Genomic DNA, 18,299 nt, shown 5'->3' with positions numbered 1-18,299 from the left:
TGGCCGTGCCATTGCCACTCTTGAGGCTTGATGCATTTGCGGGCAGCAGGGGGGAGTGCGATGAGTTCGGCCAAGCGTGGTTTTTTCGCCAACCTGGGCATGGCCCGCAAACTCGGGCTGGGCTTTGCCCTGGTGCTACTGCTGACGGCGGTGGTGGCGGCAGCGGGGGTTGCCGCCCTGCACGGCGTCGGGCAGCGCTTCGATGGCTTGAAGCAGATGGCGGCGCTCAATACCGCGCTGCTCGATACCCGCTTGCAGGAACAGGCATTCGCCCTGCGCTCCGATCCCAAGTCGGTAGACGCGGTGCACCAGCGCCTCGACGCCCTGCAAGAGCAAGCCCGGACGCTGGTGCAACTGAGCGGCGTCGACCAGGCGCTGAACGACTACCGCCAGGCCTTTGACCAGTTCGTCGAACTGACCCAGGCCAAGGAGTTGGCGCTGGACATGGCCAGCTGGTCGGTCTCAAGCGTGGCCAACAACCTGGATGTGCTGCAGTCCGGGCTCGCCGATGACGGCACCTACACCCTAAAAGATACCCAGGGCCAGCAGGGCGCCGAGTTCGTCGAGCAAGCCGGGCAGGTGGCCCAGGTTGCACGGCTGATGCTGCAGGCCATGGACGAAGCGCGCGTGCGTCTTGAGCAGAATCGCAAGGGCGCCGACGATGTCCGCCAGGGCCGCATCGAACAGACCGAACAGGCAGCGGCACTGGTCGAGCAATTGAAAACCGCGGTGACCGACGCTGGCTATCAGACCGTGCTCGGCGAGGTCAGCACGCACATCGCCAGTTTCACTGAAAAACTTGCTGAATACACCGACCTGCTTGGCCGTGAACAACAGCTCAAGCAGCAATTGCAAGCGCGTGCCGAACAGGTCACCCGCCAGGTCGACCAGGCCCGGCTCGCTGAAGATCAGGCCATGCAAGGCGAGCTGCAGCGCAATGCCGTGCTGATCCTTGGCGCTGCGCTGCTGGCACTACTGGTCGGGGTGCTGGCGGCCTGGCTGATCACCCGTGCGGTGGTCGGGCCGCTGCGCCAGGTGATGGGCCGCGCCCAGCAGATAGCCGCCGGTGACCTGCGTGGTGAAATCAGTATCGATCGGCGTGATGAGGTCGGTCAGCTGATGCTGGCCATGCAGCAGATGGGCACGGGCTTGAGCGCCATCGTCAGTGGCCTGCAAAACGGTATCGAACAACTGGCCAGCAACGCCCAGTCGCTGTCGGCAGTCACCGAGCAGACCAACCGCGAGGTCAACAGCCAAAAGGATGAGACCGAGCAGGTAGCTACCGCCATGCAGCAGATGACCGCTACCGTGCATGATGTTGCGCGCAACGCCGAAGAGGCTGCCCTGGCGGCGCAAACGGCGGACGACAAGGTCGAGAGCGGTCAGCAGGTGGTGCGCCAGAGCATGCAGCGCATCGAGCAACTGGCAAGCTCTGCTGAATCAGCCAGCCAGAGCATCGACAACCTCAGCAGCGAAGTGCAGAACATCGGTCAGGTGCTGGAAGTGATCAAGAGCGTCGCCGAGCAGACCAACCTGCTGGCGCTCAACGCCGCCATCGAGGCCGCGCGGGCCGGCGAGCAGGGCCGCGGTTTTGCCGTGGTCGCCGACGAGGTGCGGGCGCTGGCCCGGCGCACCCAGCAATCGACCGAGGAGATCGAATGCCTGGTCAGCAGCTTGCGCAGCGGTGCCCAGGCCTCGGTGGCGCAGATTCAGGGCAGTGCCGAGTTGGTCAAGCTGGCCGTCAGCGATGCCCTGCACACGGAAAGCGCCTTGGGCAGCATTGCCGCGGCGGTATCGTTGATCCAGCAGATGAACCAGCAGATTGCCGCGGCGGCGCAGCAGCAAAGCTCGGTGGCCGAAGAGATCAACCGCAGTGTCACCCAGATCCGCAGCAGCGCCGATCAGTCGGCGCTGGCCATGCAGGGCAACGCCAGCTCAAGTATCGAGCTGGCGCAGTTGGGCAATGACTTGAAGGGGATGGTCGGGCATTTTCGCCTGTAGGAGCGGCGCCCCTACGACTATTTACGCCAGTTGAGAATCATCAAGGTCAGCACCCCGGCGACGATCCCCCAGAATGCCGAACCGATCGAGAACAGGGTAAAACCAGAGGCGGTGACCATGAAGGTGATCAGCGCCGCCTCGCGCTCCCTGGCCTCGTTCATCGCCACGGTCAGGCCGTTCATGATCGAGCCGAACAATGCCAGGGCGGCAATCGACAGCACCAGTTCCTTGGGCAGGGCGGCGAACAGCGCCGCCAGGGTGGCGCCGAAGACCCCGGCGATGCCGTAGAAAATCCCGCACCAGACGGCCGCGGTGTAGCGCTTGCTGGGGTCTTCATGGGCATGCGGGCCGGTGCAGATCGCTGCACTGATGGCGGCCAGGTTGACGCCGTGGGAGCCGAACGGTGCCAGCAGCAATGAAGCCAGGCCGGTCACCGTGATCAACGGCGAGGCCGGCACCTGGTAGCCGTCGGCGCGCAGCACGGCGACACCGGGCATGTTCTGCGAGGTCATGGCCACCACGAACAGCGGAATGCCGATGCTGATGGTCGCCGCCAGAGAGAAACTCGGCGTGGTCCACACCGGGGTGGCCACTTCCAGGCTGAAACCGCTGAAATCCAGCAGGCCCATGGCCCCGGACAGCACCGTGCCGACCACCAACGCTGCCAATACCGAGTAGCGCGGCGAAACGCGCTTGATCAACAGGTAGCTGAAGAACATGCCCAGCACCAGCGCGGTCCGATGCTGGGCGGCAATGAAAATCTCGCTGCCGATCTTGAACAGGATCCCGGCCAGCAATGCCGAGGCCAGCGAGGCCGGAATGCGTTTGACCAGGCGCTCGAAACTGCCGGTCATGCCGCAGATCACCACCAGCACCGCGCAGGTGACATAGGCACCGATCGCTTCGCCGTAGCTGACCCCGCCCAGGCTGGTGATCAGCAGCGCCGCGCCGGGGGTCGACCAGGCGACGGTGATCGGGGTGCGATAGCGCAGCGACAGGCCGATACTGCACACCGCCATGCCGATCGACAGCGCCCAGATCCACGACGAGATCTGCCCCGTGGTCAAGCCGGCAGCCTGGCCGGCCTGGAACATCAGCACCAGGGAGCTGGTATAACCGGTGAGCATGGCGATGAAGCCGGCCACCACCGCAGACGGCGAGGAGTCGGCCAAAGGGCGCAATTGCGCAGACGTGGCGTCGGGCATGGGGGCATTCCTTGTTCTGGATGTAAGCAGTTTTTTCAGACTACCGCGCGTACTGTTGATCTTTGCCATACAGCAGGCATTGCAATTAGCCGTACAGTCGCCAACTATGGGCGCGGGTTCGATTCAGCATTACGAAGAGGGGGAGCGATGTACAAGGTTTACGGCGACTACCAGTCGGGCAACTGCTACAAGATCAAGCTCATGTTGCACCTGCTCGACCTGCCTTATGAATGGCATTCGGTGGATATCCTCAAGGGCGAGACGGAAACCCCTGAGTTCCTGACCATGAACCCCAATGGCAAGGTGCCGGTGCTGGAACTCGAGGATGGCACCTACCTGTGGGAGTCCAACGCGATTCTCAACTTCCTCGCCGATGGCAGCGAGTTCCTGCCCACCGAACCGCGCTTGCGCACCCAGGTGCTGCAATGGCAGTTCTTCGAGCAGTACAGCCATGAGCCGTACATCGCCGTGGCACGCTTCATCCAGTTTTACCTGGGGCTGCCGCAAGAGCGGCTGGAGGAGTACAAGACCCTGCACAAAGGCGGCTACAAGGCCCTGCGGGTGATGGAGAAGCAACTGCAGCTAACGCCTTACCTGGTGGGTGATCGCTATTCGATCGCCGACGTCGCGCTGTACGCCTACACCCATGTCGCCCACCAGGGCGGCTTTGACCTCGACGGCTACCCTGGCATCCAGGCATGGCTGGAGCGTGTGGCCAGCCATCCCCGGCATGTGACCATGCTCGGTTGAGCGATCAGGCGGCAAAACGCTTGTTGAGGTAGTCGATGATCACCTTGGATTCATACATCCAGGTGGTCTTGCCGTCTTCCTCGATACGCAGGCACGGCACCTTGATCTTGCCGCCTTCGGCGAGCAGGGCCTGGCGATCCTGTTGGTTGTTCTTGGCATCGCGCAGTGCCACCGGCACGTTCAGGCGGTGCAGGGTGCGGCGGGTTTTCACGCAGAACGGGCAGGCGTGAAACTGGTACAGGCTCAGGCCCTTGGCCTGTTGCTCGACCAGGGCCTGGGCGGCCGGGTCGCGCTTGAGCTTGGCCGGGCGGCTGATCCAGTCACCGAACACAATCAACTGGCCGAGGCCCACACGCAGTGCTTTGACGATCATGGCAACTCCAAAGGATAAAAAAAGCCGACCACGAAAGGTCGGCTTGCAGTCTGGCCCGATTACTTGATCAGGCTGAGAAACTCGCTGCGGGTCGCGGCGTTTTCGCGGAATTCGCCGAGCATCACCGAAGTGATCATGGTCGAGTTCTGTTTTTCCACACCGCGCATCATCATGCACATGTGTTTGGCCTCGATGACCACGGCAACGCCCAGGGCGCCGGTGACCTGCTGGATCGCTTCGGCGACCTGGCGGCTGAGGTTTTCCTGAATCTGCAGGCGGCGTGCGTACATGTCGACGATCCGCGCCACCTTCGACAGGCCCAGGACCTTGCCATCAGGGATGTAGGCCACGTGGGCCTTGCCGATGAACGGCAGCATATGATGCTCGCACAGCGAGTACAGCTCGATGTCCTTGACCAGGACCATTTCGCTGTTATCGGAGCTGAACAGGGCGCCGTTAGTCACTTCTTCCAGGGTTTGCTCATAACCGCGGCAAAGGTACTGCATGGCCTTCGCAGCCCGCTTGGGCGTGTCGAGCAGGCCCTCGCGGGAGACATCCTCGCCAAGCTGGCCAAGGATCGCGGTGTAGTTCTGTTCCAGGGACATGGATCTACCTGTGGGATTTATCGCAAACGCGAAGGGTACGGCGGCGACGACGGCGCTGCAAGTACGGCGTTACTCGTCACGGCCTTCGAGCATGGTTCGCTTGAGCATGACATACACCGCGCCAGTACCGCCATGGCGGGCCTGACATGAGGTAAAACCGAGCACTTGAGGGTGCTGGCGCAGCCAGGTGTTGACGTGGCTCTTGATCATCGGTCGTTTGCCATCCAGGCGCACTGCCTTGCCGTGGGTGACGCGCACGCAGCGCACTTCGAAGCGGGTGGCTTCGGCAAGGAAGGCCCACAGGGTTTCCCGGGCCTTTTCGACGGTCATGCCGTGCAGGTCGAGGCTGCCTTCGAAGCCGATCTGGCCGAGCTTGAGCTTGCGCATCTGGCTTTCCTGGACGCCGTCACGGCTCCAGTGCAGATCGTCTTCGGGGCCGACATCAATCACAAACTGGTCCGACAGGCCATCGACCACGGTCTGGTCGCTACGGACCGTCGCGGCCTGGCGCAGGCTTGCCAGTTTCTTGCGGTCGGCCTTGGGTTTGCCGACTTCGGCGCGATCATGGGTGATCGGCTTGACGCCGCGCATCTCGCTTTTGAACAGGGAAAAATCGTCGTCTTGCATGTAAGCCTCCGCCAGGGCGGCGTAGTTTACGCGACTCCCCCAAAGCGTGCAGTCAATCGTGTTTTTTCATCAGGTGCGGTGACAGGTTGAGCTCGCGGCTGCGGCGCAGGCGCAAGCGGCTGCGGCGCCAGAACCACACGCCCAGGTACAGCAGCAACAGGCCAAGGCCCAGCAGGACGCTGGCGCCAGCCGGGTTGGCGTTGAGCTCGCCCAGAGCAGCGGGGTGGCCCAGCAGGCTGGCGGCGCCGGCCATGGCCAGGAGCACGCCGGCGGTTGCCAGCAACGCCGAAAACGCCGCCGCCAAGCGCATGCCCCAGTTACGGGGCGTGCGTGGGCGCAAGCGTTTGGCATCAAAACCATCGGATATTTTCATTCCGATTTCCTCTATGGATATCCGGCGTTGGACCGAAAAGCCTTGAGGTGGTTCCGCCCGGCTGCCGGGCGGTCGCTCAGATCAGGCTGGTGGTTGGTGCCACGCAGGCAAAGTTGTCGGCCATGATCGCCATCTCGCTCTGCTGGATCTGCGCGGCTGCAATCACGCCGTCCTTGAACGGCAGGTCGCGGGTGGCGCAGGCATCCTCGATCAGGGTGCAGCGGTAGCCGTAGTCTTTGGCCCGGCGCACGGTGGTACTGACGCTGGAGTGGCTCATGAAGCCGCAGACGATCAGGTCCAGGTGCCCGTACTTTTGCAGGGTCTCGTGCAGGGTGGTGTTCTTGAAGGCATTGGGCATGCGCTTTTCAATGATCACTTCATCGCCCACAGGCTCCAGGCCCGGGATGAATTCGCCGCGTGGGCCCTGCGGGTCGAACATGCCGCCGACGGTACCCAGGTGACGCACGTGGATGATCGGGCGCCCGGCCTTGCGGGCCGCCTCGAGCATTTTAGCGATGTTGGCCACGGCCGCGTCCATGCCCGACAGCGCCAGGGGACCGCTAAGGTACTCCTTTTGCGCATCGATAATCACCAGGCTGGCGTTGTTCAGCTTGGCCGGCGGATAGCCGCGGCCGCTGAGGTGGAACATCGTCGTTGGAACAGACATCAAGGGCTCCTTTGGATAGGGCTTTTACCCTATTGTCCCCTGCCTGAGCAGTTATGTGAATCGCTTCGCGTACAAGCAGCGTCGTTAGTGGCCTGCAGCCACCCTGGCGATATCCTTACAGGGTGTTTTTGCCGATCATTTCTTTTGCCGGGCTGTTAGAATCGCAGGTCGTCTTTCAAGGAGTCTGTTGTGATCACTTCTCGCTTGCGCACCCTGCGCGATCATATCCGTTGGGCCGTCAGCCGTTTCCACGAGCATGGCCTGTTTTTCGGTCATGGCGCCGACAACGCCTGGGATGAAGCGCGGCTGCTGGTGCTGGGCTCGGTGCACCTGCCCTGGGAGGTCGCCGATGCCTACCTGGACTGCCAGCTGGAAGACGACGAGCTGGTCAACCTGCAGCGCATGCTCAAGCGCCGCATCGAAGACCGCGTGCCGACCGCCTACCTGCTGGGCGAGGCGTGGTTCTGCGGCTTGTCGTTCATCGTCGACGAGCGCGTGCTGATTCCGCGCTCACCGATCGGCGAACTGATCGAAAAACGCTTCGAACCGTGGCTGGCCAGCGAACCTGCGCGCATCCTCGACCTGTGCACCGGCTCCGGCTGCATCGGCATCGTCAGCGCCGAAGTGTTCCCCGAGGCTGAGGTGGTGCTGGCCGACCTGTCGTTCGAGGCACTGGAAGTCGCCAACCAGAACATCGAGCGCCATGGCCTGGAAGAGCGTGTGTATACCGTGCAGGGCGACGGTTTTGCCGGCCTGCCGGGTCAGCGTTTCGACCTGATCCTGTCCAACCCGCCGTACGTCGATGCCGAAGACTTTGCCGACATGCCCGAGGAATATCACCACGAGCCGGAGCTGGGCCTGGCCTGCGGTAACGACGGCCTGGACCTGGTGCGACGGATGCTGGCTGAAGCGGCCGATCACCTGACCGACAAAGGGTTGCTGATTGTCGAGGTGGGCAACAGCCAGGTGCATGTCGAGGCGTTGTACCCGGAGGTGGATTTCGCCTGGCTGGAATTCGAGCGCGGCGGCCACGGGGTGTTCATGCTCACGGCTGAGCAGTGCCGCCAGCACCAGGGGCTGTTTGCCTCGAAGGTGTAAGCACAAAGCCCGCTCCTGTAGGAGCGGGCTTGCCCCGCGATAGATTCAGCGGTGAGTCGCAATCCAGATCAACAACCCCGCCTGAAACACCGCAAAGGCCACCAGGCAAGTGATGGTAAAACGCAGCCCGCTGTCTTCACGGCGGTACTTGCTGACCCGCTCGTCACGCTCGCGCAGTTGCGCCTCTTTTTCCTGCAAGGTCTGCTCGGCCTGTTGCAGCATCTGCGCGGCATCGAGGATCTCGACCCGCTGCACCTTGTCAGTGTTCCAGCCGCCTTTTAGCTCGCCAACCTGGACATCGACGAAGCGCCCCTTCAGGTGCTGGGCATCAGCGTACTCGACCTCCAGGCCATGGCTGCGCAGCACATGGTCGCGGCGCAGGCGAGTGTCTTCGTTGAGCGCATCCTTGCTTGGCAGGGCCGCACCTTCGACCCGGTAGTGCGGCCACTTGCGCTGCGCCCACTGCACCGCCTGGTTGAGCAGAAAGCGCCCCAGGCCGCGGTTCAGCGGCTCGATCTGCAAGCCGGTGTCGGGCGTGAAGGTTACGTGCTTTTCTTCATGGTCGACCCACACATCGAGGTGGTTCTGTTCCTTGCGCACTTTTTGCGCCGGCAGCTGGATGGCCATGCGCAGCAGGCTGGTCTGCTTGCTGTGGCGTTCGGCATAACCGTACTGGACAAAGCGCAGCGGCCGCGCACCGCTGTTGCGGTCGGTCGGCAACGGCGCCAGGCGCAGCATCTGGAAATGTTCGGGGGTAACATCGGCCCAGGGCAGGGGGGCAACTTCCGCTGCTGCCTGCTCGGCAGTCGTCTCGGCGGTGTCCTGGGGGGCGGCTTCGGTCATCACGGCAATCCTCATGTGCGCAGCGGGCTGGTCGCATTGACGATGCCAGCACCGCTTTATCGGCAGGATTGGCCTGGACTGGAGGCGTAATTTCTGCGAATTGGCCTCAGCTGGCGGGCAACCGCTGAATGAAGTCGACAACGCGCTGGCCAAGTTCGGCCGCTTGCGGCAGTTGCGGGTCAAGGTAGCTGTCGCGTTGCTGGCTCATTTCTTCGGGGGCGATGCGCAGCATGTGGTTCATACCCTTGATCAACGCCAGTTCGGCATCCGGCTTGGCCGCCTTGAGGATCTCGGCGTTATCGACACCGACCTGGAAGTCATGGGTGCCCTGGATGATCAATGCCGGTACCTTGACCTTGGCGAAGGCCTCGGCCGGGTCCTGGCGGAACAGCGAAATCAGGTAGGGCTGCACGCTCGGGCGCAGGACGTCCTGCAGTGGCAGCGGCACGCGGGAAGAAGTCTTGCCGTTTTTCAAGCGGTCAAGGATGTCGTGGGCACTGGCCATGTAGCGCCCCGGGATGCGGTCAAACATCTGCGCGCGCAGCGCCTTGTCGATCGGCCAGCCACTGCCGGCGATGCTGATCACCGCGCTGGCGCCGCTTTGCTCGGCGGCAAGGCTGGCGATCAGCGCACCTTCGCTGTGACCGAGCAGGATCAGGCGGCCGAAGCGCGGGTCGGCCTTGATTTTCTGGCTCCAGGCCACCGCGTCGGCAACATAGCGTTCCACCGTCAGGTCACGCTCATCGGGGGTGGCCGCCAGGCTGGCGGCGACGCCTCGCTTGTCGTAGCGCACGCTGGCGATATTGTTTTTCGCCAGGGTCAGGGCCAGTTGCTTGAGGTTGTCGGTATTGCCGCCGTAGGGGTTGTTACCGTCGCGATCGGTCGGCCCGGAGCCAGCAATGATCAGCACCACCGGTGGCGGCTGCTCGGTGCGCGGCAACAGCAGGCTGCCGTGCAGCACGCCGCTGCCGGTATCGAGGCTGAGCGGGCGCTGGAACACGACGGGGGCAGCAGCCTGGACCAGACCACTGAACAGCAGGGCGATTACTGCAACAATACGCAACATCATCAGGCCACTATCGAGAGAGTGCGGTTTGGACCGGGGCCAGCGCAGAAGGTTCGCCGTCAGGGATGAACTGAATGGTTAGCCTGCGTATACTGGCGGCCTTGTTCAAATCTGGCTGATTCGCGGAGCGTCCTGCATGTCCGGCAATACCTACGGCAAGCTGTTCACTGTCACCACCGCTGGCGAAAGCCATGGTCCGGCGTTGGTCGCCATTGTCGATGGCTGCCCGCCGGGCCTGGAAATTTCCCTGGCCGACCTGCAGCACGACCTCGATCGGCGCAAGCCCGGCACCAGCCGCCACACCACCCAGCGCCAGGAAGCCGACGAAGTCGAAATCCTCTCGGGTGTGTTCGAAGGCCGCACCACCGGTTGCTCGATCGGCTTGCTGATTCGCAACACCGACCAGAAGTCCAAGGACTACTCGGCGATCAAGGACCTGTTCCGCCCGGCCCACGCCGACTACACCTACCACCACAAGTACGGTGAGCGCGACTACCGCGGCGGTGGCCGCAGCTCGGCGCGCGAGACCGCCATGCGCGTGGCCGCCGGCGCCATCGCCAAGAAGTACCTGGCCAGCCAGGGTATTCGCATACGCGGCTACATGAGCCAGCTCGGTCCGATCGAAATCCCTTTCAAGACCTGGGATTCGGTGGAGCAGAACGCCTTCTTCAGCCCCGACCCGGACAAAGTCCCGGAGCTTGAGGCCTACATGGACCAGCTGCGCCGTGACCAGGATTCGGTCGGGGCAAAGATCACCGTGGTCGCCGAAGGTGTCATGCCGGGCCTGGGCGAGCCGATCTTCGATCGCCTGGACGCCGAGCTTGCCCATGCGCTGATGAGCATCAACGCAGTCAAGGGCGTGGAGATCGGCGCAGGTTTTGCCAGCGTCGCCCAGCGCGGCACCGAACACCGTGACGAGCTGACCCCGGAGGGTTTTCTCAGCAACAACGCCGGCGGCATTCTTGGCGGTATTTCCTCCGGCCAGCCGATCGTTGCCCACCTGGCCCTCAAGCCGACGTCGAGCATCACCACCCCGGGCCGCTCCATCGACGTCGATGGCAACCCGGTCGAGGTCATCACCAAGGGCCGTCACGACCCGTGCGTGGGTATCCGCGCCACACCGATCGCCGAAGCGATGATGGCCATCGTGCTGATGGACCACCTGCTGCGCCATCGCGGGCAGAACGCCGAGGTACGCGTGAACACCCCGGTACTGGGCCAGCTGTAATGCCGGCCTCGGCCAATCGCGCTGCGGCTCGCTGAGCCGTGGCGGCGATTCCCTACTGGCGGCTGTCCAGCTTCTACCTGTTCTACTTCGCCTTGCTTGGTTCGACCGCGCCGTTTCTGGCGTTGTATTTCGATCATCTGGGTTTTTCCAGCGCGCGCATCGGCGAGCTGGTCGCCATTCCCATGCTGATGCGTTGCGTGGCCCCCAACCTGTGGGGCTGGCTGGGTGACCGCAGTGGCCAGCGCCTGCTGATCGTGCGCCTGGGGGCGTTGTCGACCCTGGCGACCTTTTCGCTGATCTTTTTCGCCAAGAGCTACGCCTGGCTGGCGCTGGTAATGGCCCTGCATGCGTTCTTCTGGCATGCGGTATTGCCGCAGTTTGAAGTCATCACCCTGGCCCATCTGCAGGGGCAGACCGCGCGTTACAGCCAGATCCGCCTGTGGGGGTCGATCGGCTTCATCCTCACCGTAGTCGGGCTTGGCCGCTTGTTCGACTGGCTGAGCCTGGACATCTACCCGCTGGCGCTGGTGATTATCATGGCCGGTATCGTCCTGGCCAGCCTCTGGGTGCCCAATGCCCAGCCGCCGGGGCAGAATGAGCGGGCCAGCGGCGGCGGCTTTCTCAAGCAACTGGCCAGCCCCGGGGTTGCCGCGTTCTACCTGTGCGTGGCGCTGATGCAACTGAGCCACGGCCCGTACTACACCTTCCTGACTCTGCACCTTGAGCACCTGGGCTACAGCCGCGGCACCATCGGCATGCTCTGGGCGCTGGGGGTGGTGGCCGAGGTGCTGATGTTCCTGGCCATGAGCTGGATCCTGGCGCGGGTATCGCTGCGCCGGGTGCTGCTGGCCAGCGTTGCCCTGGCGGCAGTGCGTTGGGCGTTGCTCGGCAACTTTGCCGAACACCTGGGCGTACTGTTGCTTGCCCAGCTCTTGCATGCGGCCACCTTCGGCAGTTTTCACGCGGCCGCCATCGCCTTCGTGCAACGCAGCTTCGCGGCCCGCCAGCAAGGTCAGGGGCAGGCGTTATATGCCGCACTGGCCGGCACTGGCGGCGCCTTGGGCGCCCTGTATTCGGGTTACAGCTGGAACCTGCTGGGGCCGGCTACCACCTTTAGTATTGCCAGCATCGCAGCCCTGGCTGCAGCCGTTATCATTGCGCTTCGAATGAAAGAGGATAGTTGCCCCGATGAGCAGCCTTAGCGTGTATCACCAGTCCACCCCGGACACCCCAAACAAGGTACTGACTCACCTGGAGGACATCGGCGCGACCCTGCAAGAGCAGGGCGTGCGTTTTGCCCGTTGGCAGGCTGGCGCGCCGATTCAGGCGGGCGCCAGCGACCAGCAACTGATCGGCGCTTATCAAGCCAGTATCGATGCGCTAAAAGCCGAGACCGGTTACGCCCGTGTCGAGGTAAGCCGCGAAGCGGATGCCAGCCTGCGCGATGAGCACACCTGTGCCGAAGAGCGACTGCACTTTTTTGCCGCCGGGCGCGGGCTGGTCAGCCTGCGGATCGAGGACTACATCTATGCGGTGTTGTGCGAGAAGGGCGATTTGATCGGCGTGCCGGCAGGGGTTCGGCACTGGTTCGACATGGGCGAGGAGCCGCGGTTCGTGGCGATCCGGGTGTTCAACCGGCCGGAAGGTGGGCTTGTACGGTTTACTGGCGATTCGATTGCCAAGATGTTCCCGCGGCTTGACGACTGATAAACGCCATCACGGGGCAAGCCGGCTCCTACAGGTAGGAGCGGGCTTGCCCCCGCGAAGTTACCGATAAGTCGGCAAGGCAAACCGCTGCTGGCTTTGCAGCATCGAAATCACCGGCAGCTCACTGGCCTGTTCAGCCAGGTCGCGGCGAATCGCACTGATCGCCCACGACAGTTGTTCGGCGCTATGCAGCTGGGCATAAGAAATCGAGCGCTTGGTCTGGGTACCGTCGGCTGCCCGCAGGGTCAGCAGAATCCCGCCATCGGGGCGCGCCTGGGTGGTGACATCGTAGGCGGAGAATACCGAGGCGAATTTTTCCTGGATGAGGTCCATATCAGCTCCTGACTGTTAGTGGCAGACATGGAGTGACAGGTGCAGCGACTGTGCCAGCTTTTTGATTTTAGAAAATCTTTATAAATCAATGGCTTAGGATTTAGTTGGGAAAGGTGTGCCGTGCATTCTGCATGGTCGTGCATTTTGCACAGTGCATTTTGCAGTATCGCCTTGGCCAATAGATTTCTTCTGTCATGGCCATGACTTATCCACCGTTGACCCGCCGCGCTCCCTGCTCAAGACTTGGGCCTTTCCGATAGCCAGGAGGTTCCCCATGTCTGACCAACGCAGGCCAACGCCGATGAACGACGACGAGGCGGCAGCGTTTGCCGAAGAGGTCTTCGACCGGGCGCGCAAGGGCGACGCGGTGATACTCGGGCGCTTGCTGGAAAACGGCTTGCCAGTGAACCTGCGCAATGGCAATGGCGACACCTTGCTGATGCTTGCCAGCTACCACGGGCACCTGGATGCCGTGGCGGTACTGCTCAAGCACGGCGCCGACCCGCAGATCGCCAATGACAAGGGCCAGTTGCCGATTGCCGGCGCGGCCTTCAAGGGTAACCTGGAGATGGTCCAGTTGCTGGTGGACAAGGGCGCCGAGGTCGATGGCGCGTCCGCCGATGGACGCACCGCGCTGATGATGGCGGCGATGTTCAACCGCACGGTGATTGTCGACTACCTGCTGGCCCAGGGCGCCAACCCGCGCCATCGCGACGCTCGTGGCACCGATGCCCTGGGCGCGGCGCAAACCATGGGCGCGCCCGAGACCACCGAGCAGTTGCTCAAGCTGCTCGGCTAACCCCACGGGGCCTTTTGCGGCTATCCTTGGCGACTTTTTTCAGCGTCGCAGGGCCCCTTCATGAAACTCCAACTGGCCGAACTCATCGGCAAAATCAGCGCTGGCTGCATGGGCGAGGACGAAGTCGCGCGTATCGCCGACGAAGCCGCCCAGGCCTATGCCGACCCGCAGGCGTTTCTCGCCGCCAACCCGGACATCAACTACGACGACAGTTTCCCGATCCCGCTGGGTGAGTGGATTGTGGTCGGCAGCCTGCCCGACACCGTGTTGTTCCAGGCTGATAGCTATCAAGATCTGTTCCAGCAGATCACCGACTCTTTCGACAAGAGCGTGCCGTTCAACCTCAAGCCCAAGCAACTGGCCAAAGTCGAGGCGCTGACCGCGCTTAACCGCATCCAGGTGCAGATGGGGGCGATGAACAAGGAAGCCGGCGGCTATGTGCTGATGAACTTCAGCCAGTTGCTCGATGACGAGCTGCAGATGGTGCTGGTCGGCAAAGACGACCTGCCGCGGGTGCTGGAGCTGTGTGCTGAAGTTGGCATCGCCGCAGCGCCGGCCCTGGAAGCGCTGCGGGTGGCCGTGCACGTTTAACCCAGGGCGGTATCGAGGAACATCATCACCGCAAAACCGCCCATCAGGCCCAGGGTTGCCGAGGTCTGGTGGCCGTTGCGGTGGGTTTCCGGAATCACTTCGTGGGACACCACGAAAATCATCGCCCCGGCTGCCAGGCCCATGCTCACCGGGTAGGCAATGGCAAAGCCGGTGGAAATACCCAGGCCGATCACTGCGCCAATGGGCTCCATCAAACCAGAACCGATGGCCACCAGCGCCGCCTTGAACGTTGAAAGACCGGTGGCGCGCAGTGCCAGCGCCACGGCCAAACCTTCGGGAATGTCCTGGATGGCGATGGCGCTGGTCAGTGGCAGGCCGACATTCAGGTCACCGTTGGCAAAGCTGACGCCGATGGCCATGCCCTCGGGCAGGTTGTGCAGGGTGATGGCCAGGACGAACAGCCACACCCGGTTGATCCGCTCTGCCTGTGGGCCGCAGGGGCCGGTACTTTCGTGCTCGTGCGGGGTGAAGCGGTCAAGGCCGAGCATCAGCAAGACCCCCAGGCCCATGCCGACCACTACCGTCAGTGCCGCGTACGGGCCGTTGCCGGTGATCTCCCGCGCGGCGTCGAGGCCCGGCAGAATCAGTGAGAAGGAGCTGGCGGCGAGCATCATCCCGGCGGCAAAGCCGAGCATTACATCCTGGGTGCGCGCGCTGACCTCGCGCAGCACCACTGCCATGACTGCGCCAAGGGCGGTGGCGGCAAATCCGGCGAGGCCGCCGAGCATGGCCATGTGCAGGTTTTGCTGGTGGTCGCCATGCACGGCATTCCACGCGCTGGCGACCAGCAGGCCGAGCACCGCCAGCAAGCTCAGGCCCAAGCCTGCGCTGAGCCACGGGCTGCTTTGTGCCTGTTGCATCCAGGCGTTCCACAAGGGGACGGGAGCGGGGCTGCTGTGACTGTGGGCGGGTGGCATAGGAACCTCTCTGGCGCAATTCAATCACTCGAGTGTAACCAGCGCTGCCTGGGCGCGGCGAACGATTCGCCTCTATGGGCCTGATAGCCAGCTATCCTGAGGGCAGACGCGACCAAGGGAGCAATACCATGGGTTCTACCTTCAATAGCCTGGTTGGGCTGATCATCCTCGCCCTGGACATCTGGGCGATCATCAATGTGATCAAAAGCGGTGCCAGCGGGGGCGCCAAGATTCTCTGGATCCTGCTGATTCTGCTGCTGCCGGTGCTGGGCCTGATTATCTGGGCGATAGCCGGGCCGCGGGGCAATGTGCGGCTGTAGCCCGAGATAATCTTCAGATCAGCCAGGTCCCCTCCAGTTCCAACAGGATCTGCTTGCGCTCGATCCCGCCGGCAAAGCCGGTGAGGGTGCCATTGCTGCCGATCACCCGGTGACAGGGGATGATGATGGCAATCGGGTTGGCGCCATTGGCGGTGCCCACTGCCCGTACCGACCTGGGGTTGCCGATGGCCTGGGCAAGTTCGCCGTAGCTGCAGGTGGTGCCGTAGGGAATGCGCTGCAGGGCCTGCCAAACCTCGCACTGGAACGGTGTGCCGCGGGGCGCCACACGCACCTCGAAGGTCTCGCGCTTGCGCGCGAAATACTCGTCCAGTTGGCGCGCCACGTCGTCCAGCTGGTTGCTGGCCGGCAGCCAGTCCGCGGCCAGTTCCCAGGGCTGGGCGGCGTCCATGTGCAGCAGGCGCAGGCCCTGTTCATCGCCTGCCAGCAGCAGCGGGCCTAGCGGGCTTGGTAGGTAGCGAAAAAACATGGGGTAATGATCTCCCTGCGGATAACCCTGATTCTATTACGAAATTTTCACAAACGATTGCCGACAATTTGCGCGCGCAATTATCCGTTCGCCGAATGACCGTGCAACGCGCTCGCGTTTAGGGCACATTTGCCGATTCGTTTTACCGCCTTCCTCGAACCTGAACCCTAGGATCTTCCAATTCATGGCTAACACGGACGCCTTGAGTCAACAGCGGGCTGCGTCGCGCCCGTTGCAACCGACGCTGAAATCGCATCTGGCCTACACCCTGCTGTGCGGGCTGGTGATCATGCTGATGCTCAGCCTGGTCCGCCTCGCGTTGCTGGTCTACAACAGCGACATGATCGGCGACACGCCGACCTCGACCGTAGCCGAGGGTTTCCTCAATGGCCTGCGGTTCGACTTGCGGGTTGTGGTGTACCTGAGCATCCCGCTGCTGCTGGCGATCCTCAGTGCCCGCGCCATGGCTGCCCGCGGCCTGTTCCGGGCCTGGCTGACCATCGCCTCGAGCATTGTCATGTTCCTCGGCCTGATGGAGATGGACTTCTATCGCGAGTTCCATCAGCGCCTCAACGGCCTGGTGTTCCAGTACGTCAAGGAAGACCCGAAAACCGTGCTGAGCATGCTCTGGTACGGTTTCCCGGTGGTGCGCTACCTGCTGGCCTGGGCTTTTGGCACCTGGCTGCTGAGCCTGTTGTTCAAGGGCATCGACCGCCTGACCCGGCCTGCTGGCGGGTATGAAAGCCAGGTAGCCGGCACGCGCAGCGTTGCGCCCTGGTACGTGCGCGGCGTGGTGTTCTTCATGGTCTTGCTGGTAGCGGTCATCGCCGCTCGCGGTACCCTGCGCCAGGGCCCGCCGATGCGTTGGGGTGATGCCTTCACCACCGACTCGAACTTCGTCAACCAGTTGGGCCTGAACGGCACCCTGACCCTGATCGACGCGGCCAAGAGCCGTTTCGGCGAAGACCGCGCCAACATCTGGAAGTCGACCATCGAGCAAGGTCTGGCGACCCAGACCGTGCGCGACATGCTGCTGACCGCCAACGACAAGCTGGTCGATGCCGACAGCGCCGCCGTGCGCCGTGACTTCACCCCGCCGGCGGACAACACCCTGCCAATCAAGAACGTCGTGGTGATCCTCATGGAGAGCTTCGCCGGTCATTCGGTTGGCGCCCTGGGCAGCCCGAACAACATCACCCCGTACTTCGACAAACTGGCGAAAGAGGGCCTGCTGTTCGACCGCTTCTTCTCCAACGGCACCCATACCCACCAGGGCATGTTCGCCACCATGGCCTGCTACCCGAACCTGCCGGGCTTCGAATACCTGATGCAAACCCCGGAAGGTGGCCACAAGCTGTCCGGGCTGCCGGCGCTGCTCAGTGCTCGTGACTACGATGACGTCTACGTCTACAACGGTGACTTTGCCTGGGACAACCAGTCCGGTTTCTTCGGCAACCAGGGCATGACCACCTTCATTGGCCGTAACGACTTCGTCAATCCGGTGTTCTCCGACCCGACCTGGGGTGTGTCCGACCAGGACATGTTCGACCGTGGTAACGAAGAGCTGGCCAAGCACGATGGCAAGAAGCCGATCTACGCGCTGCTGCAGACCCTGTCCAACCACACGCCGTATGCGCTGCCCAAGGATCTGCCGGTCGAGAAGGTTACCGGCCAGGGCCGCCTGGACGAGCACCTGACTGCCATGCGCTACTCCGACTGGGCCCTGGGCCAGTTCTTCGAGAAAGCGCGCAAGGAGCCTTACTTCAAGGAAACCCTGTTCGTCATCGTCGGCGACCATGGCTTTGGCAACCACCAGCAGGTCACCGAGCTCGACCTCGGGCGCTTCAACGTGCCGCTGCTGCTGATCGCCCCAGGTATCCAGGAGAAGTTCGGTGCGGTCAACCACACCGTGGGTACCCAGATCGACATCGTGCCGACCATCATGGGCCGCCTGGGCGGCGAAACCCGTCACCAGTGCTGGGGCCGTGACCTGCTCAACCTGCCAGCCGGTGACCAGGGCTTCGGCATGATCAAGCCATCGGGCAGCGAGCAGATCGTCGGGCTGGTCAAGGGCGACCGGATCCTGATCGAGTCCAAGGACATGTCGCCACGCATGTACCGCTACGAGCTGGGCGCCAACTTCAAGGCCGAGCTGATCGAAGCCCCGGACCAGACCGAGCTGACCCACAAGCTTGAGTCGTTCATCCAGACCGCGACCAAGAGCCTGCTGGATAACACCGCGGGTGTAGTGCACGGCACCCCGGAATAACGACGTTGCTGGTGCTGTA

At 63.0% G+C, this 18,299-nt stretch carries 21 protein-coding genes and 1 pseudogene; 11 read left to right on the top strand and 11 right to left on the bottom strand.

The window, feature by feature from the left end; translation table 11 throughout:
• Window positions 1-30 precede the first annotated feature (30 nt).
• Window positions 31-1,140, top strand: a pseudogene (locus tag LOY37_RS27660) (HAMP domain-containing protein); the annotation flags it as partial.
• A complete protein-coding gene (locus tag LOY37_RS27655; RefSeq protein ID WP_408980732.1) occupies window positions 1,120-2,001 on the top strand; it encodes a methyl-accepting chemotaxis protein in 882 nt (293 codons plus the stop codon). The pseudogene LOY37_RS27660 and the gene LOY37_RS27655, both read left to right, overlap by 21 nt.
• Window positions 2,002-2,018: 17 nt before the next feature.
• Here LOY37_RS27655 and LOY37_RS19755 read toward each other — a convergent pair whose 3' ends face one another.
• Complete coding sequence (locus LOY37_RS19755) at window positions 2,019-3,206, bottom strand: benzoate/H(+) symporter BenE family transporter (protein ID WP_045195313.1); 1,188 nt, start codon at window positions 3,204-3,206, stop codon at window positions 2,019-2,021.
• Between the two features lie 147 nt (window positions 3,207-3,353).
• Between LOY37_RS19755 and LOY37_RS19750 the strand changes: the two genes are divergently transcribed.
• Window positions 3,354-3,956 (top strand): glutathione S-transferase family protein, encoded by a 603-nt coding sequence (locus LOY37_RS19750; protein WP_045195312.1) that lies wholly within the window; start codon window positions 3,354-3,356, stop codon window positions 3,954-3,956.
• A 4-nt stretch (window positions 3,957-3,960) separates the two neighbouring features.
• On the opposite strand, the gene LOY37_RS19745 is transcribed toward LOY37_RS19750, so the two are convergent.
• From LOY37_RS19745 to LOY37_RS19725, 5 genes are all read right to left on the bottom strand, one after another.
• Window positions 3,961-4,329 carry a glutathione S-transferase N-terminal domain-containing protein gene (locus tag LOY37_RS19745; RefSeq protein WP_045195311.1) on the bottom strand — a complete coding sequence of 123 codons (369 nt, stop codon included), beginning with the start codon at window positions 4,327-4,329 and terminating at the stop codon, window positions 3,961-3,963.
• Window positions 4,330-4,388: 59 nt separating this feature from the next.
• Entirely contained in the window at window positions 4,389-4,934 is a 546-nt protein-coding gene (gene folE / locus LOY37_RS19740; protein ID WP_045195310.1) for a GTP cyclohydrolase I FolE, read from the bottom strand.
• A 69-nt stretch (window positions 4,935-5,003) separates the two neighbouring features.
• Window positions 5,004-5,561, bottom strand: coding sequence for a Smr/MutS family protein (locus LOY37_RS19735; RefSeq protein WP_038994072.1), 558 nt, complete (start codon window positions 5,559-5,561; stop codon window positions 5,004-5,006).
• A 52-nt stretch (window positions 5,562-5,613) separates the two neighbouring features.
• Window positions 5,614-5,934: a hypothetical protein gene (locus LOY37_RS19730; RefSeq protein ID WP_045195308.1), complete on the bottom strand. Its 321-nt coding sequence runs from the start codon at window positions 5,932-5,934 to the stop codon at window positions 5,614-5,616.
• 76 nt (window positions 5,935-6,010) lie between these two features.
• Window positions 6,011-6,601 (bottom strand): cysteine hydrolase family protein, encoded by a 591-nt coding sequence (locus LOY37_RS19725; RefSeq protein ID WP_045195307.1) that lies wholly within the window; start codon window positions 6,599-6,601, stop codon window positions 6,011-6,013.
• A 189-nt stretch (window positions 6,602-6,790) separates the two neighbouring features.
• On the opposite strand from LOY37_RS19725, the gene prmB reads away from it, so the two are divergent.
• Entirely contained in the window at window positions 6,791-7,699 is a 909-nt protein-coding gene (gene prmB / locus LOY37_RS19720; protein ID WP_045195306.1) for a 50S ribosomal protein L3 N(5)-glutamine methyltransferase, read from the top strand.
• Window positions 7,700-7,744: 45 nt separating this feature from the next.
• Here the strand turns inward: prmB and LOY37_RS19715 are convergent, their stop codons facing one another.
• Complete coding sequence (locus tag LOY37_RS19715; protein ID WP_045195305.1) at window positions 7,745-8,542, bottom strand: hypothetical protein; 798 nt, start codon at window positions 8,540-8,542, stop codon at window positions 7,745-7,747.
• Between the two features lie 106 nt (window positions 8,543-8,648).
• A complete protein-coding gene (locus LOY37_RS19710) occupies window positions 8,649-9,611 on the bottom strand; it encodes an alpha/beta hydrolase (protein ID WP_258715564.1) in 963 nt (320 codons plus the stop codon).
• A 133-nt stretch (window positions 9,612-9,744) separates the two neighbouring features.
• Here LOY37_RS19710 and aroC point away from each other — a divergent pair, with 133 nt between their 5' ends.
• From aroC to LOY37_RS19695, 3 genes are read left to right on the top strand one after another with little or no spacing between them, the layout of a single operon-like run.
• Window positions 9,745-10,836 (top strand): chorismate synthase, encoded by a 1,092-nt coding sequence (gene aroC, locus LOY37_RS19705; RefSeq protein WP_045195301.1) that lies wholly within the window; start codon window positions 9,745-9,747, stop codon window positions 10,834-10,836.
• 38 nt (window positions 10,837-10,874) lie between these two features.
• A complete protein-coding gene (locus tag LOY37_RS19700; RefSeq protein WP_258715563.1) occupies window positions 10,875-12,038 on the top strand; it encodes an MFS transporter in 1,164 nt (387 codons plus the stop codon).
• The gene (locus LOY37_RS19695) at window positions 12,025-12,543 is read left to right on the top strand and encodes an acireductone dioxygenase (protein WP_258715562.1); all 519 of its coding nucleotides are present in this window, start codon (window positions 12,025-12,027) and stop codon (window positions 12,541-12,543) included. Before LOY37_RS19700 ends, LOY37_RS19695 begins: the two co-directional genes overlap by 14 nt.
• A gap of 60 nt (window positions 12,544-12,603) precedes the next feature.
• On the opposite strand, the gene LOY37_RS19690 is transcribed toward LOY37_RS19695, so the two are convergent.
• Window positions 12,604-12,876 carry a DUF3509 domain-containing protein gene (locus LOY37_RS19690; RefSeq protein WP_045195296.1) on the bottom strand — a complete coding sequence of 91 codons (273 nt, stop codon included), beginning with the start codon at window positions 12,874-12,876 and terminating at the stop codon, window positions 12,604-12,606.
• 274 nt (window positions 12,877-13,150) lie between these two features.
• Between LOY37_RS19690 and LOY37_RS19685 the strand changes: the two genes are divergently transcribed.
• Both LOY37_RS19685 and LOY37_RS19680 read left to right on the top strand, forming a co-directional pair.
• A complete protein-coding gene (locus tag LOY37_RS19685; protein ID WP_258715561.1) occupies window positions 13,151-13,675 on the top strand; it encodes an ankyrin repeat domain-containing protein in 525 nt (174 codons plus the stop codon).
• 60 nt (window positions 13,676-13,735) lie between these two features.
• Window positions 13,736-14,266 (top strand): hypothetical protein, encoded by a 531-nt coding sequence (locus LOY37_RS19680; protein WP_258715560.1) that lies wholly within the window; start codon window positions 13,736-13,738, stop codon window positions 14,264-14,266.
• Here the strand turns inward: LOY37_RS19680 and LOY37_RS19675 are convergent.
• Window positions 14,263-15,204: a ZIP family metal transporter gene (locus tag LOY37_RS19675; RefSeq protein ID WP_258715559.1), complete on the bottom strand. Its 942-nt coding sequence runs from the start codon at window positions 15,202-15,204 to the stop codon at window positions 14,263-14,265. The two genes, LOY37_RS19680 and LOY37_RS19675, sit on opposite strands and share 4 nt — an antisense overlap.
• 128 nt (window positions 15,205-15,332) lie before the next feature.
• Here LOY37_RS19675 and LOY37_RS19670 point away from each other — a divergent pair, with 128 nt between their 5' ends.
• Window positions 15,333-15,524 (top strand): PLDc N-terminal domain-containing protein, encoded by a 192-nt coding sequence (locus LOY37_RS19670; protein WP_045195289.1) that lies wholly within the window; start codon window positions 15,333-15,335, stop codon window positions 15,522-15,524.
• A gap of 13 nt (window positions 15,525-15,537) precedes the next feature.
• Here LOY37_RS19670 and LOY37_RS19665 read toward each other — a convergent pair whose 3' ends face one another.
• Window positions 15,538-16,011: a methylated-DNA--[protein]-cysteine S-methyltransferase gene (locus tag LOY37_RS19665; protein ID WP_045195287.1), complete on the bottom strand. Its 474-nt coding sequence runs from the start codon at window positions 16,009-16,011 to the stop codon at window positions 15,538-15,540.
• Window positions 16,012-16,195: 184 nt separating this feature from the next.
• Between LOY37_RS19665 and LOY37_RS19660 the strand changes: the two genes are divergently transcribed.
• A complete protein-coding gene (locus tag LOY37_RS19660) occupies window positions 16,196-18,280 on the top strand; it encodes an LTA synthase family protein (RefSeq protein WP_045195285.1) in 2,085 nt (694 codons plus the stop codon).
• Window positions 18,281-18,299 lie beyond the last annotated feature (19 nt).

Source organism: Pseudomonas sp. B21-012, assembly GCF_024749305.1.
Taxonomy (GTDB): Bacteria; Pseudomonadota; Gammaproteobacteria; order Pseudomonadales; family Pseudomonadaceae; genus Aquipseudomonas.
The sequence above is the reverse complement of the archived record's forward strand: the minus strand, read 5'-3'. Positions and strand labels throughout refer to the sequence as shown.

Coding starts and splice junctions, on each gene's coding strand:
- LOY37_RS27655 (WP_408980732.1), top strand. CDS start 1,120: ATGCTGGCCATGCAGCAGATGGGCACGGGCTTGAGCGCCATCGTCAGT.
- LOY37_RS19755 (WP_045195313.1), bottom strand. CDS start 3,206: ATGCCCGACGCCACGTCTGCGCAATTGCGCCCTTTGGCCGACTCCTCG.
- LOY37_RS19750 (WP_045195312.1), top strand. CDS start 3,354: ATGTACAAGGTTTACGGCGACTACCAGTCGGGCAACTGCTACAAGATC.
- LOY37_RS19745 (WP_045195311.1), bottom strand. CDS start 4,329: ATGATCGTCAAAGCACTGCGTGTGGGCCTCGGCCAGTTGATTGTGTTC.
- folE (WP_045195310.1), bottom strand. CDS start 4,934: ATGTCCCTGGAACAGAACTACACCGCGATCCTTGGCCAGCTTGGCGAG.
- LOY37_RS19735 (WP_038994072.1), bottom strand. CDS start 5,561: ATGCAAGACGACGATTTTTCCCTGTTCAAAAGCGAGATGCGCGGCGTC.
- LOY37_RS19730 (WP_045195308.1), bottom strand. CDS start 5,934: ATGAAAATATCCGATGGTTTTGATGCCAAACGCTTGCGCCCACGCACG.
- LOY37_RS19725 (WP_045195307.1), bottom strand. CDS start 6,601: ATGTCTGTTCCAACGACGATGTTCCACCTCAGCGGCCGCGGCTATCCG.
- LOY37_RS19715 (WP_045195305.1), bottom strand. CDS start 8,542: ATGACCGAAGCCGCCCCCCAGGACACCGCCGAGACGACTGCCGAGCAG.
- LOY37_RS19710 (WP_258715564.1), bottom strand. CDS start 9,611: ATGATGTTGCGTATTGTTGCAGTAATCGCCCTGCTGTTCAGTGGTCTG.
- aroC (WP_045195301.1), top strand. CDS start 9,745: ATGTCCGGCAATACCTACGGCAAGCTGTTCACTGTCACCACCGCTGGC.
- LOY37_RS19695 (WP_258715562.1), top strand. CDS start 12,025: ATGAGCAGCCTTAGCGTGTATCACCAGTCCACCCCGGACACCCCAAAC.
- LOY37_RS19690 (WP_045195296.1), bottom strand. CDS start 12,876: ATGGACCTCATCCAGGAAAAATTCGCCTCGGTATTCTCCGCCTACGAT.
- LOY37_RS19685 (WP_258715561.1), top strand. CDS start 13,151: ATGTCTGACCAACGCAGGCCAACGCCGATGAACGACGACGAGGCGGCA.
- LOY37_RS19680 (WP_258715560.1), top strand. CDS start 13,736: ATGAAACTCCAACTGGCCGAACTCATCGGCAAAATCAGCGCTGGCTGC.
- LOY37_RS19675 (WP_258715559.1), bottom strand. CDS start 15,204: ATGCCACCCGCCCACAGTCACAGCAGCCCCGCTCCCGTCCCCTTGTGG.
- LOY37_RS19670 (WP_045195289.1), top strand. CDS start 15,333: ATGGGTTCTACCTTCAATAGCCTGGTTGGGCTGATCATCCTCGCCCTG.
- LOY37_RS19665 (WP_045195287.1), bottom strand. CDS start 16,011: ATGTTTTTTCGCTACCTACCAAGCCCGCTAGGCCCGCTGCTGCTGGCA.
- LOY37_RS19660 (WP_045195285.1), top strand. CDS start 16,196: ATGGCTAACACGGACGCCTTGAGTCAACAGCGGGCTGCGTCGCGCCCG.